Consider the following 13,941-nt stretch of genomic DNA (forward strand, 5'->3'; position numbering starts at 1 on the left):
TACCTTAAATAAGGCGATTCAAAAATAATAAGATAAGATGCCTGAAAATAGTATAAAAGCGAACGCCTAAAATTTAAATGGTAAAATATAGTCGGTTTTATTAAACTTAGCCGGGGAGCTTTCCATTATCGTAGTGTAACTTTTAATAAAGTGCGACTGATCATAATAGCCATATCYAAATGCCAGGTTGGTTAGTGATTGCTTTGCACCCAATTCATTTATTAAAGACCTGATCTTTAATATAGAATAAGTCTCCTTGGGCGACAGACCCACATATAGTTTAAACTTTTTTTCGATATGTCTTTTAGAAAAGCCAACCTGCGCGGATAAATCAATCATTTTTAATGGCGAATGAGTTAAACTGCTATTAAAAAGGTTAAAAACAGTTTTAATCATAGCTGTATCGTAACTGCCTGATAAATCCTTTTCAATTACGCTGTATATGGCTTTGATTAATACGGTACCATCTGTAATATCCAGGTTATTTAATACCTCATACAGCTTTTTGTTAAGCAGTTTAACTTCAGTAATCTGATCTGTTAATTCATTTTGCGGGCATTGCGTAAATAACGAAGCAGCCCACGGAGATACCTGGGCCATTATAGCTTTTGAAAACGGATTGATACTTAATTTTATTCTTTGTGTTATCTGTCCAACAAAGTAAATGCCTGGTTTTAAATTAACTTCATTGCTGCCTGTTTCTATAAAGGCCCCGTTTCCGCTAATAAAAGCCAATGTGAAGCTGCCGTTTGGTAATGCGTATAACCCATCTGTAAAAAGAGGGTTATGCAGGTTATTAACTATCCAGAATTTACGGATATATGATTTAACGCTGATATCTGTTGCTATTTCTGCGTAGTTAAACATTATAGCAATGTAGTAATTAAAACTATCTACTCCAACGTTCCTAAAATCTTCCACCTACATCCGGGCAAGTCATGCATTCGGTTAGCATCTATCAGCTCATCTTACTTTTTACTTCCCCTTATAAAATCTCTGAAATAACTACACTCATTTATGGCTATTTTATAAAAAGAAGTTTTTTGATAGTGCTTTTGTAACTCTCTAAAATAAGGATCGTGCCGCATGCCGGGACCATCGGCAAAGTCATTAGTTTGTTTTTGATGACACTTGGCTGCCATAAAGGTACATCGGGCTCTAAACTCTTTATTATTGCTTAACGCACGGGCTTTTAAAAAATAATTTTGAGCATTGGAGGTGCTTAAAAAATCGGCATCGTAATATTCGCCGGGTTTACGGTCGCGGTCATAGGAGGTGTTGGTATAAGAGATGTAATACCAGGCATTGCCGTAAAAAGATGTGCTGTATAAACCTGTAGCCATTATGTAATAATACCGCGACGCGTTTTTAGGATCGGCACGTACTAACTTTTGCAGTTTGGCCATTCGCTTTGCAAATTGCAATTTGGTATACCCCTTTGCCGAGATAGAATCATATTTTTTAGGAAAGTCATGCAGGCGGTCAAGAAACGGGTTTGAACGTAACTCAGTATCCCAGTTGTGCGGCGCCAGTTTTAATTTTTTTTCGGGGATTTTTTTAAATGCTTTTATCGCGGCGTTGTAGCGGTGTTCACGAAGGTAAGTTGTCCCCAAAAGGTCATAAAGATTATGAGTTATATCCCGGTCAATATCGGAAGTAAGCAGCTTGATATAAAAGGTTTTGGCAGTGTTTTTACTCCAGTTAATCACTTTAACCACATCATAGGAGTGGATTTTGCGCTGTAAAAGATCGGGCAGGTTAAAGCCCAATGCCATTCGCCTATACTCGGGAGCGGTAGGGATAATAGTTAACTTGCTTTTAAGCATAGCAAGCGCGGCCATGGCCGTATCTTTTTGCTTTAAATAAGCCGGGGCTAACACCATGGCATAAAAATCACGGGACGATGCTGAGTAGTTTCTTTCGTCGTAGTCATCCCAATAATAGTTTTCATATTTGGGTTTGATTGTTCGGGCTTCATATTTAACCTTCTTGTTTAGCCAGGTTAATGAGGATACCAGTTCGGGCTCATTTATTTGATTTAGTTTTTTTATTTTTTGAGATAGCAGCAAAAGCTTAATTATTTGCCTTTGATCTTCCAGTTCCGGCTTAAGTTTTCTATTACCAATTTCTGCCAATGTTTTAAATCCACTGCTATTGTCATCTTGTATCCATGACAGGTAGGCCAAAGTTAGCTTGCTTAAAACCGGTTGTGTTGAAACAAGTTTATTGCAAAAAAGTCTTAGTTTAGGAATATAGGCTCTTTGTTTTCTTATTGTGCTGTCTTCGCCTACATAAGGTTGCAGATAACTATATGGATTTTGCCAGTTTGTTTTATTCAACCTGCCCGATAAGTAGCTTTCCTCAATTTTATTAATCTCCCTTACCAGCAGCACTTTTATTAACGGCGATCTGGGCTGGCATCGGTAAATATTTTCTAAGGCCGAAAGGCTAACCCGGGGTACATGAAAACCTCTTATGGCATAAACAAATGCCTTTTCATCGCCCGTTTTGGCATACTTCAGGATATTTTCAAGTTTTTCATGAATGCTGCTAAAGTCGTGAAATGCCTGGATCCGTCGCTCGGGATAATTGGCAAACACTTTCGAAAACAGGTATGCCGATTTTGCCAGATTATTTTCGGCTCCGGCCCTTAATGAAAGGGCCCAGCCCATTACATGACTTTTCGATTTTGCATTCGCTATATATTTATCATAAATGGCATTTGCCTCCCTGGGTTTACCGGCATAGCGCATTAAACGCTGGGCCTGGTAATAGTAACGCAGCTTTATAAAACTATCTTTTTCGGTAGCCGCTTTTTGCAAAGCCTCTTTTTGTTTATTAATCAACAATCCGGCATCCGGTTGTTTGGGGTTCCACCTATCACCGTAAAATTGGTTTACAAAGGGTTCGCTGCTTTTTGCAAAGCGATAGTATTGCAGAGCGCTGTTATGCCTGCCAGATACCATTGCCCTCAAAAATGTGTTCTTACGCAGGCTATCTGGCAGCATGCCGCCTGGTTTTAAATAGTTTAATAATAAGGCCGAGTCGGTTTTGTGTGGCAAATCATACATCGCCAGCCTTACATCCTTCGTCAACACCTCCTTGCCTAAATATATGGCCCATTCTTTACTGTTGATGTCGCCCTCGTCTGCCGGGTTTTTATCGTCATTTAGGTATAATAACCCATTGAAGTAAAAAGGTCTGTACCCCTGATTATCCTGTATGGTGTTATGAAAAAACGACGAGTAATAATCATACGGATCGGGTTCCGGGCCACAAGCCAGGTCAATAATTATCCCGATAAAAAAGCAGGCGGTAAGGCTAACGAAAAATATGATCAGTTTTTTCAAGATCGGCATAGGTATAGGTTTTTATTACAGGCTCATCCAGATGAAAATAAATAACATTTACGGTATCGGCCTTTATCAATGGTGATAAATAAGCGGCTGTGGCCTGTAAATCCCCGGCCGGAATTGTTTCCCAACGCACTTCGTCATTGGCTTTTAAACCATGATCGGGTAACTCTGTTTTGGCTCGGTAAATATTATTTTCTATAAATATAAACTGATTTTTGTTAAGCAAATCGTTAATTGATAATCTTTTTGCAATGCCAATATATTGCTGGTTACGGAACGCCACAGCCCAGCTAAAAAGTGGTAAACCAATATCAACCGGGAGCGGATAAGCGGTAATATTTTCGTTTATGTATTTCTTTATTTCGCTTATCTCCAATATAGAATTTTGATGCCCGTATTTACGCAGGTTACCCATATTATAACACATGAGCATTACGCGGTCAACCGGGGGAATGCCACTGCCTTTTTGATTTTTTATTTGATGCAGTCTTAAAGTAACCGAGAATTGCCTGCTTTTGAGATAGGGTACCTGTTGCAGCTTTTTGAGCAGGTAAAAGTAATTCTCGCGGGTTGATGTTGTCCAGTCGCAATCAAACTGGATCTCATCAAATGTGTATTTGCCGGCCTGGTGAATTTTGCCATCTACAAAGTTGCCGATCTTGCCGGCAAGGTCGTCAAGTTGTAAATGGCTGATATTTTTAAGGATGCTGTTGACAATAAAAACCACCGGCACAATGGCAACGGTATCGGGCAACTTAGATGGAAAAGTAACCGGGGAAATAGGTACAGGTAATTTGCTGTTCTCATCGGTATCCACATCCATTATCCGCACATATAGTTTTTGCGTTTTAAAATGATGCAGATAGTTTTGCTCGGTTTTGTTGGTTTTGTAAACGGTTTTCCAATAGTAAAAGGAAGTGTTTACAACCCGATCATGATGGCAAGAACAAAAGAAACAAAGAGCAAAGATCAAAAGAAAGAGGAATGAAGTTTTTTCTCGATTTTTCATCCCCTTTTCTCAATTTTTGAAAGTTTTATCTTAATTTTTATTCTTTTTTTTACTCCAAAGCCGTCTTAAAATCTTCTACCAGATCATCCAAATCTTCAATACCAATCGACAGGCGAATCATGGTTTCGGGAATACCCATTTCGGCCCGTCTTTCGGCGCCGAGCTCAAAAAATATGGTTTGCGCTACCGGGATGGCAAGCGTACGGGTATCGCCCAGGTTACTTGATTTTACTACAAGCTGCAGCTTGTTTAAAAAAGCAAGGCAATCAATGCTTTCATCCAGTTCGATGCTCATCAATCCGCCAAATTTGCTAAATAGTTTTGCGGCCCTATCATGCTGCGGATGGTTTTCCAATCCGGGATAGAACACCTTTTTTATTTTTGGATGGCTTTCAAAATAAGTAGCCAATGCCAGCGCGTTGTTGCAGGCCCGTTCTAAACGTAAGGCCAGGGTTTCTGATCCTACAGAGATAGAGTGAGCAGCTTCTGGCGATAATGTACCGCCGGCATCACGTAAACCTTTCTTACGTACCTGTGTCATGCCCAGGGCTTCGGGTTTTACCTGGGTTTTAAAGCCGGGGAAAATATTGGGGTATACACTCCAGTCAAATAAACCGGTATCGGTAACACTGCCGCCCAGGGCATCGCCATGGCCGCCAATGTATTTGGTTAATGAGTTGATAACCAGGCTGGCTTTAACATCAATGGGATTAAACAGGTAAGGCGAGGTCATGGTATTATCAACCACATATAAAATGCCTTTTTGCTGGCAAATTTCGCCAATGCTTTCCAGATCGGCTATTTGTGTAGCTGGGTTGGCTATTGTTTCAACAAAAACAAGCTTGGTGTTATCTTTAATTTCGCCGCGCACATTTTCAGCATCGGTAGCATCAACAAAAGTGATATCCAAACCCATATCGATATAAGTTTGAAAGATGCTGCGGCTGTTTCCGAACAGGAATGAGCTGGCAACAATATGGTCCCCATGCTTAATAAGCGCCATTATGGTAGCCGAAATAGCTGCCATGCCGGTTGAAAACGCAACAGAGGATAAGCCTTTTTCCATCTGGGTTACTTTATGCTCCAGCGCGGTAACTGTAGGGTTGCCCTGGCGTGAGTATGCGTAACCTTTCTTTTTGTTCTGGAAAATATCTACCAGGTCCTGCACATCCTCATGCCCGTAAGTAACCGAAGTATGAACGGGTTTATGTAAAGAACCGTGCTCAGGCTTGCCTAAGCGGTCGGAGTGTAGCAGGATAGTTGTAAAGCCTCTTTTAGTCGTCATTGTGAACCTATTAGTAAAATAAAATAATAGCGGTTGCGAACTTAAGGATTTTTATGCACACGAATTTCACGAATTGGATCGAATTGACACAAATCTTATGGATACGAATTTTATGGACACGAATTTCACGAATGGGAACGAATTGACACAAATCAATTCGGATGGATTTTTCGAATTAAAGGGGATATTATATGATTACTCTTTGATATTCTACCGAGGGGGAGCCGAAATTTATTACAATACCTAATCTTAAGCCCGAGGCTTTTAAATAGTTGAGAGTTTGTTTAATATGGGGATCACCGATATAGTTTCCTGTTTTAATTTCAAGGATGATCGTGTTATATAATACAAAATCTGCAACAAAAAAGTGTTTGAGTTTTTGCTCTTTGTAGATAATGGAATATGGTTTCTCTTTCTCGAATGGGAGACCTAATCGTTTAAACTCAAACTCCAGGGCATCTTTATAAACAGCTTCCTTAAATCCATGACCCAATATCTTATGAACTTCAAAACAAGCGCCAATTATTTTAAAAGATTCATTCTTGAATAGTATTTCAGCCATATAATTATACACGAATTTACTATTATACACGAATTTCACTAATTGAATCTAATTTTCACTAACCCAGCGATAAATAAATTCGTGAAATTCGCCTAAATCAGTGAAAATTCGTGTTTATTCCATTCGTGAAATTCGTGTCTATTCTTTATCCTTTGTATCCATTACAATAGTCACCGGCCCATCATTCACTAAACTAATCTTCATATCGGCCCCAAAAATCCCGGTAGCTACTTTTTTACCCGTGATAATTTCCAGTGTTTTTATCATCTGTTCATACATAGGTATTGCCTTATCGGGTTTGGCGGCGCGAATAAATGATGGGCGGTTTCCTTTTTTGGTTTGAGCAAACAGCGTGAACTGCGATATTAGCAGGATATCCCCATTAATATCAGCCAATGCTTTATTCATCAAATCATTCTCATCACCAAAAACACGCATACCGGCAATTTTATTGGCCAGCCAGTTTAGGTCGTCTTCGGCATCTGCATCCTCAATCCCCAGCAATACCAAAAAACCGGCGCCTATTTGCCCGGTAACCCGGCCATCAACTTTGCAACTTGCTTCGATAACCCGTTGTAATACTGCTCTCATATAGACATGAATTTTATGGACACGAATTTCACAAATTGGATCGAATTTCACGAATTCAAGCGGATTAGTAGCGAATAAAAACCACCCCCCATTTTACCTGAAGCCCTGAACTCAGAACCGTACCAATTCGCCCAATAATTAAAATTCGTGTCAGTAAAGCCTTTTACCAATCAGATTTGTGTCAATTCGAATTAATTCGTGACATTCGTCTTTATTTAAAATTCGTGTAATCTCCCCCTTTAATTCGAAAAATCCATCCGAATTGATTCGTGGCAATTCGCTCCATTTGTGAAATTTGTGTTTATAGCATTCGTGTTTCATAACGTTCGGGACAATTCGATTTAATTTGTGAAATTCGTGTTTATTTAAATACGTGTTATGGAAATTAAAGAAGCGCAGCATCTTGTAGATAAGTGGATAAATACCATGGGTATCAGGTATTTTAATGAGCTTACCAATACGGCTATTTTGATGGAGGAAGTGGGCGAGGTGGCCCGCATTATGGCAAGGCAGTATGGTGAGCAGTCATTCAAAAAATCGGATACGGAGGTTAACCTGGCTGATGAAATGGCAGATGTGCTGTTTGTGCTCATATGCCTGGCTAACCAAACCGGTATCGACCTTACGGATGCGCTGGAAAAAAATATGGAAAAGAAAAGCATCCGTGATGCCGACCGGCACAAAAATAATGAGAAGCTGAAATGATGTTTTTTGAAATTATGCATGGGTTTTTTAAAATAAACAAAATTAAATTTTGTTTATTTTAAATTTGCATAATATAATAAGGCGGGTTTCGTTTATTCTCAATAACTAAATTACCTTATTATGAAAATTTATCTCATTTCATTTACTTTATTATTGGCTTTTTCTGCCTGTGGACATAAAGATGTAAAACTGAAAGAAGTGGCAGTGGATATGATGATGGCCCCCAAACCATCAGTAAACCAAAGCAAAACCGCTTATGAAAATGCCTATGACAAAAAAGCGCCTGATAGCAAAGAAACCGTTGACACATCTAAAAAGATAATTAAGGAGGGCGAGATCCGTTTCCAGGCGGGGAATCTGAAAGCCACCAGGGAAAAAATAGTTAGTTCATTAAAAAGCTTTGGCGGGTATGTTGCCGAAGAAAATGAAACTACAAATAGTGATAACAATCAGAAAGAATATGATCTGAAAATTCGGATCCCCTCCAAAAATTTCGACACGTTCCTGGAGGCATTATCTGCCGATGCAGACCATATCGACACCAAAAGTATTCGCAGGAGAGATGTTACTACTGAGTTTATTGATATTGCTACCCAGCTTAAAAACAAGCAACTGCTTGAAGGCCGTTACCTGGAGTTACTAAAGAAATCGACCAAAACAAGCGACCTTTTACAGATAGAAGATAAGCTTTCCGAGATCCGTACCGATATAGAATCGACCCAGGGACAATTGAATTATTTGAGCAGGCAGGTTGCCTATAGTTCGCTGGATATTGTTTTTTACAATAAACAAACAGCTCAAATTGCCGATGAGGCATTTAGTTATAAATTTAAAACCGCTGTTTATGATGGTTGGAACATACTGCAAAGCCTGTTTTTTAGCACAGTGATGTTTTGGCCCATTATATTTATAGCTATTATTTTTTATTGGATATTTATAAGGTGGAGAAGGAAAAAGGCGAAGAAGGCAGCGTAAGTTCTGCCTTCTTCTGCAACTGCCATGATGTTTTCATTGAATATAACTTACTTTAATTTCACCAATCGTTCACCATCCAAAACCGGGATAGCGGTGGTAATATCAACCTGCAGGCAAAACTCAATATCTTTTTCGATGCCTAATTTTTTCATTCGCTCGCCGTGGGATGTTTTTTTAAGGTAATCGTTAATGTTGTGCCTGCCTAACTGGTAAAGGTCGTTTGCGGCGATGGCGGCATCGTCCAGCTCAAAGCCGTTTAATTTTAATTGTTCAATAACGGCACCGGCAAACAGGGTATCCTCCAGGTTGAAATTGTTTTTCCAGCCCGCGCATACCAGCAATATGTTTTCGTCCTGCGTTTTTAACCAGTTGCTAAGCGCGGTAAGGTTAAGGAACGAGCCAATTACAATTCTTTTGGCCGCGCGCGATAAATGCAGCGCATGGGTACCGTTGGTGGTAGTAAGCACTATGGTTTTTCCGGCTACTTTTTCGGCAGCGTAGGAGAATGGCGAATTACCAAAATCAAAACCATCAACTACTTTTCCGTCGCGTTCTGCTGCCAAAAGGTAATCCAGCCCTTTCTCTCTATACGCGGAACACTCCTCAACCTGTGATACCGGGATAATAGCCTCAGCACCATTTTCAATACCATAACATATAGATGATGTTGCCCTGAAAATATCAATAACCACTACAATGTGCTCTTCAACTTTGAAGAGCGGTATTAAAGCAGGGGTAAGGCAAACGTGTGCCCCCCGGACCCCTGAAGGGGGAGTTTGGGTATCGGTATTATTTGACATAGTTTTTAAATTAATGATTGAAAGAGAAACTATTGTTTATAGTTCCCCCTTCAGGGGGTTAGGGGGCTTAAGCTTTATAAAAAGGCGGTTTTACAACCTTTGCTTTTACCTTGTTATCCCTTATGCTGATGTAAATTTCGGTGTCTTCTTTGGCAAATTCGGTTTTTACATAGCCCAGGCCTATGGCTTTTTGCAGCGAGTAGGATTGTGTGCCTGATGTTACCTTGCCTATGTTATTTCCATCAGCATCAACAATAGGGTAATCATGACGAGGGATACCACGATCTATCATTTCAAAACCTACCAGCTTTTTGCTTACACCTGTTTGTTTTTGCTCTTGCAGCGCCCCGGCATTGGTAAAATCTTTATTGAATTTGGTTACCCAGCCCAGGCCGGCCTCTAAAGGCGAAGTAGTATCATCAATATCGTTACCGTACAGGCAAAAACCCATTTCTAAACGTAAGGTATCGCGGGCGCCCAAACCAATTGGTTTTATGCCCAATGGTTCGCCTGCCTTGAAAATTGCATCCCAGATCTGCTCTGCATATTGATTTTCGAAATAAATTTCAAAGCCGCCTGCGCCTGTATAACCTGTGGCCGAGATCAGCACATTATCAACACCGGCAAATGTTCCTTTTTTAAAAGTGTAGTATTCCATCGATACCAGGTCAATATCGGTAAGGCTTTGCAGGGCCTCGGCAGCTTTAGGGCCCTGAATGGCCAGCAGCGAGGTACGATCGGATATGTTTTTCATATCAACGTCCGTGGTATTAAATTTTGAGATCCAGTTCCAGTCCTTATCAATATTTGATGCGTTAACCACCAGCATGTAGGTTTTCTCGTCAATACGATAAACCAGCAAATCGTCAACTATACCACCATCCTCATTTGGCAGGCATGAGTATTGTACTTTGCCATCGTACAGTTTTGAAGCGTCGTTACTGGTAACCCTTTGTATCAGGTCGAGCGCGTTATCGCCTTTCAAAATAAATTCGCCCATATGGCTCACGTCAAACACACCAACAGCCTTGCGTACGGTTTCGTGTTCGGCATTTATGCCTGCATATTGTACGGGCATGTTGTAGCCGGCAAAGGGTACCATTTTGGCGCCCGTTTTTATATGGATATCGGTTAAAGCAGTATTCTTCATGCAAACTGTATAATAAGCCGCAAAAGTAATTATTTCCCGGGGGAAATAAGCGGTAGCCGTTAAATCTCTCCTGGCTGGGGAGACTTTTTTGCAACCATTTTTTCCGGGGATGCGCCCAAATTCTGATAAAACTTAACCAGCCCCCTGGTTACTTTGTTTACATCATGTTGCTGCTCTACCAGTTTACGGGCGTTTAAACCTATATTACAGCAAAAGTCCTCATCGGTAATACAGCGTTCAATCGCTTCGTAAAACTCCTGTTGGTTATTAGCAATCATAATATTGGCTCCATTGGTAAAGTTGATGCCCTCGGCCCCTAACGAGGTAGATATGATGCATTTTTGCATAGCCATGCCTTCTACAATCTTCACCCGCATCCCCCCGCTTGACAAAAGCGGAACTATCATTATGGCTTTACTGTTTACAAACTCAAAGGCATCATCAACTTCGCCCTGGATAAATATTTTGCCCATCACCTCATAGTCATCATAACGCTCGGGGATATTATGGCCTGCCACGTAAAATTTAACGCGCAGATCGCCTTCGGTCAGGTCCTTATAAAAATTATCAATAAACCACTCTATTCCTTCACGGTTGGGCAGCCAATCCAATGATCCGAGGAAAAAAAGGCTCGGGAATTCGGTTTTACTTAAATCAGGGTTGTAACGGGTTAAATCGATACCAACCGGGAAGATCTCTACCGGGATGGTGGTTCCATAGGATAGGATGGTGATCTTATCTTCGGATGTAAATACCGCTATGGCATCAAATTTATTAAGCTGCTCTAGTTCGTAATCTTTAATGCGTTTGGCCAGCATGCGCAGGTACCATTTTTTAAACAGATCGCTTTTTTGCTGGGCCAGCCTTTGCCAAACCTGGTGTTCAATATTATGCGAGCGATAAATAAGCTTCGCTTTAGAAAACCTGCGTATAGATGCCAGGTAGGGGGTAACAAATAGACCTTCGAACTGAATAACATCATATGCAGTGTTCTTCAATTCGCGGATCAGTAGCTTTTCAAATTCGGCATCATAAAAGCGATCAACATTATTTGATTTTTTATTAAACAGGTTCACTACCGCATCAACCATAGATATGTTGATGTTGATTTTGTACGAGGTATAATTTATTTTATCCTGCAGCTCATCTTTTGGGTGGGAGTTGCCATTGTAGTTTTGCGCATTTAATGATACCAGCGATACACTGTGCCCTAACGCAATCAATCCTTTAATGGTATTGCACACCACTATGGCATACCCGCCATTTTGCGGAAATGGGACACGATGTGTTAAAATAAGAATTTTCAAATGATTGATGGTTTGTCACAAAAATACCATCCAGAAAGTGGTTATCAAAGTATCTTTAAAAAATACTTAGCTGCGGATCGCTTACCCTGAAAGTTTTACGATGATATGGCGTAAAGCCAATTTTCAAGACCGTTTCGCGGTGTTTTATGGTTGGATAGCCTTTGTTGCTATGCCAATCATACTCCGGGTGCTCGGCAGCAATTTGCAGCATATAGTCATCACGGTAGGTTTTAGCTAATATAGATGCCGCAGCAATGCTGAAATACTTGCCATCGCCCTTAATGATACATTCATGCGGGGTGTTTGGATATTTTTTAAACCTGTTGCCATCAATGATTAAAAACTGCGGGGCGATATGCAATTTTTTGATGGCGCGGTGCATAGCCAGGAAAGATGCATTGAGGATATTGATCTCGTCTATCTCAAAATTATCGGCCGATGCAATAGCAAAAGCTATAGCTTTTTTCTCAATCTCTGCACGTAACTGATACCTTATTTCCTCTGGTACCTGCTTCGAGTCGTTCAATATATGGTGGTCGAAATCATGGGGAAGTATAACGGCTGCAGCAAATACAGGCCCGGCAAGGCAACCGCGACCAGCTTCGTCGCATCCTGCTTCAATCAATTCATATTGGTACCTGGCTGCTAACATCTGTGCAAATATAAGAAGAAGTATCAGGTAGTTAGTATCAGGTATCAAGACAGTAGAAGTACCGGGCTTACCCTCTTTTCTCCCGCGGGCTTGCAGTCCGAAGGTTTGGCATGATTGCATCTTTTAGCCGCCCTTTAATTTTACGTAAGCTTACGCGGTATCAAGTAGTTAGTGTCGGGCAACAAGACAAAAGAACGCCAGCATTTAAACGTTTAGCAAAAGGTTTAAATGAGAATTTAACCCTAAAATTCGTGCAATTCGAAAAAATTAGCGGGAATTAGTGTGTATTTAAAAGATCCTTAAGGTAAGCAGGGTGATGTCATCTATCGGTTTGCTTTTGTGCACCAGGTTCAAATGATCTAAAAGGGCGCCGTTAAAATTATCGGGCGATAGGTTGCCGTGGGCTTTTACAAAATCAAGCAGTTTTTCCTCGTTCCAAACCTTATGGCTGGTAGATTCAAAATCCATCAGGCCATCGGTGTAATTTACAATAAGGCTGCCCGGCTCCATATCAATTTCACCTTCATTTAAAAAAGGGAGTTCTTCAAAAACACCTATCATGGTAGTGCCCAGTTTTAATGGTATGGCCTCTCCATCGGAGTACAGGATGGTTGGATTATGGCCTGCATTAATATAATTAAGCTTGCGTTTCTTTTGATTATAACGGGCCAGGAAAAGCGTTATAAAGCGCTCGCCTTTGGTATTATTGAGTACTATTTTATTAAGGCGGTCGATAATATTGGTCAGGTCGCCCTCCACCGCTGCCCAGGCATGTAAGCTCGCCTGGAAGTTGGCCATCAGCAACGCGGCCGAGATTCCTTTGCCAGATACATCGGCGATGCACCACAAAAATTCATTTTCGTTCAGGCGGATAAAATCAAAATAATCGCCGCCGATGTTTTGATGTGGTAAATACTTTGCACCAATTTCCACACTATCATCCTTTTGGAATTTTAGTGGAATCAACATGTTTTGCACCTCAACCGCCAGCTCCATTTCGCGCTGAAAACGTTCGGACTGTAAGCGTTCGCGAAATAGCTTTTTATTCTCCAGGGCCACAACTATCACATTCATCAGGGTTTGAATGAAGTTAAGATCGTTGCCCAACATCTCGCCGGATGTATCAAAATCGCCTATAAGGGCATAGGCCAATGCCCGGCTTTTATGGTATATAGGGATAAAATAATTGTACTTGCGTAAGAGAAGATCTATATGGTCGGCTATCGCGATAGGTGATTTTACCCGACTTAATTTATTGCATGCCTTGCTCAAAGCCATTGACGATTCCAAATCGCCGCCATATTTTGAGATACACACAAACTTACCCTCTTTTTCAATAAGGAAACGCAATTTGCCCACCTGCAGGTAATTTTGCAGGATAACCTCAAGCATTTGAATAAGTATGGGAGTGGCGGTGTTTTTATTAATGGCCCTGGTTATCTCCAATAATGAGTTTAACTCTGATTGTCGCTTCAGCAACAGCCTGATTAATTCGTCTTCGCCAGAACTATCGTCTATATATTGCATTTGTTGTTAGTACGCTGACTAA

Annotated in this window: 13 protein-coding genes; 2 read left to right on the top strand and 11 right to left on the bottom strand. The window is 40.7% G+C overall.

Going from position 1 to position 13,941, the window contains the following annotated elements; genetic code table 11:
* Positions 1–66: 66 nt before the first annotated feature.
* The 6 genes from AC1DO4_RS15190 to dtd form a co-directional block, all read right to left on the bottom strand.
* Positions 67–867: a helix-turn-helix domain-containing protein gene (locus tag AC1DO4_RS15190; RefSeq protein WP_477417233.1), complete on the bottom strand. Its 801-nt coding sequence runs from the start codon at positions 865–867 to the stop codon at positions 67–69.
* 101 nt (positions 868–968) lie between these two features.
* Positions 969–3,359 (bottom strand): hypothetical protein, encoded by a 2,391-nt coding sequence (locus AC1DO4_RS15195; RefSeq protein WP_477417235.1) that lies wholly within the window; start codon positions 3,357–3,359, stop codon positions 969–971.
* Positions 3,322–4,365, bottom strand: coding sequence for a hypothetical protein (locus tag AC1DO4_RS15200; protein ID WP_477417237.1), 1,044 nt, complete (start codon positions 4,363–4,365; stop codon positions 3,322–3,324). The genes AC1DO4_RS15195 and AC1DO4_RS15200 overlap by 38 nt, the downstream gene beginning before the upstream one ends.
* A 49-nt stretch (positions 4,366–4,414) precedes the next feature.
* Complete coding sequence (locus tag AC1DO4_RS15205) at positions 4,415–5,650, bottom strand: cystathionine gamma-synthase family protein (protein ID WP_477417239.1); 1,236 nt, start codon at positions 5,648–5,650, stop codon at positions 4,415–4,417.
* A 187-nt stretch (positions 5,651–5,837) separates the two neighbouring features.
* Positions 5,838–6,212: a GxxExxY protein gene (locus AC1DO4_RS15210; protein ID WP_477417241.1), complete on the bottom strand. Its 375-nt coding sequence runs from the start codon at positions 6,210–6,212 to the stop codon at positions 5,838–5,840.
* A gap of 138 nt (positions 6,213–6,350) precedes the next feature.
* On the bottom strand, positions 6,351–6,803 hold the full coding sequence (dtd, locus tag AC1DO4_RS15215; RefSeq protein WP_477417243.1) for a D-aminoacyl-tRNA deacylase: 453 nt from the start codon (positions 6,801–6,803) through the stop codon (positions 6,351–6,353).
* A 378-nt stretch (positions 6,804–7,181) separates the two neighbouring features.
* Here dtd and AC1DO4_RS15220 point away from each other — a divergent pair, with 378 nt between their 5' ends.
* Both AC1DO4_RS15220 and AC1DO4_RS15225 read left to right on the top strand, forming a co-directional pair.
* The gene (locus AC1DO4_RS15220) at positions 7,182–7,508 is read left to right on the top strand and encodes a nucleotide pyrophosphohydrolase (protein WP_091156906.1); all 327 of its coding nucleotides are present in this window, start codon (positions 7,182–7,184) and stop codon (positions 7,506–7,508) included.
* Between the two features lie 120 nt (positions 7,509–7,628).
* Positions 7,629–8,483 carry a DUF4349 domain-containing protein gene (locus AC1DO4_RS15225; protein ID WP_477417245.1) on the top strand — a complete coding sequence of 285 codons (855 nt, stop codon included), beginning with the start codon at positions 7,629–7,631 and terminating at the stop codon, positions 8,481–8,483.
* A 47-nt stretch (positions 8,484–8,530) separates the two neighbouring features.
* Here AC1DO4_RS15225 and AC1DO4_RS15230 read toward each other — a convergent pair whose 3' ends face one another.
* The 5 genes from AC1DO4_RS15230 to AC1DO4_RS15250 form a co-directional block, all read right to left on the bottom strand.
* Positions 8,531–9,283 carry a 2-phosphosulfolactate phosphatase gene (locus tag AC1DO4_RS15230; protein ID WP_477417247.1) on the bottom strand — a complete coding sequence of 251 codons (753 nt, stop codon included), beginning with the start codon at positions 9,281–9,283 and terminating at the stop codon, positions 8,531–8,533.
* Between the two features lie 67 nt (positions 9,284–9,350).
* Positions 9,351–10,433 (bottom strand): glycine cleavage system aminomethyltransferase GcvT, encoded by a 1,083-nt coding sequence (gcvT, locus tag AC1DO4_RS15235; protein ID WP_477417249.1) that lies wholly within the window; start codon positions 10,431–10,433, stop codon positions 9,351–9,353.
* Between the two features lie 59 nt (positions 10,434–10,492).
* Complete coding sequence (locus AC1DO4_RS15240; protein ID WP_477417251.1) at positions 10,493–11,740, bottom strand: glycosyltransferase family 4 protein; 1,248 nt, start codon at positions 11,738–11,740, stop codon at positions 10,493–10,495.
* A gap of 55 nt (positions 11,741–11,795) precedes the next feature.
* Positions 11,796–12,392: a ribonuclease HII gene (locus AC1DO4_RS15245; RefSeq protein WP_477417383.1), complete on the bottom strand. Its 597-nt coding sequence runs from the start codon at positions 12,390–12,392 to the stop codon at positions 11,796–11,798.
* A 288-nt stretch (positions 12,393–12,680) separates the two neighbouring features.
* Positions 12,681–13,919, bottom strand: a complete 1,239-nt coding sequence (locus tag AC1DO4_RS15250; RefSeq protein ID WP_477417253.1) for a PP2C family protein-serine/threonine phosphatase — start codon at positions 13,917–13,919, stop codon at positions 12,681–12,683.
* Positions 13,920–13,941 lie beyond the last annotated feature (22 nt).

This window comes from Mucilaginibacter sp. P5_A6 (assembly GCF_056400585.1).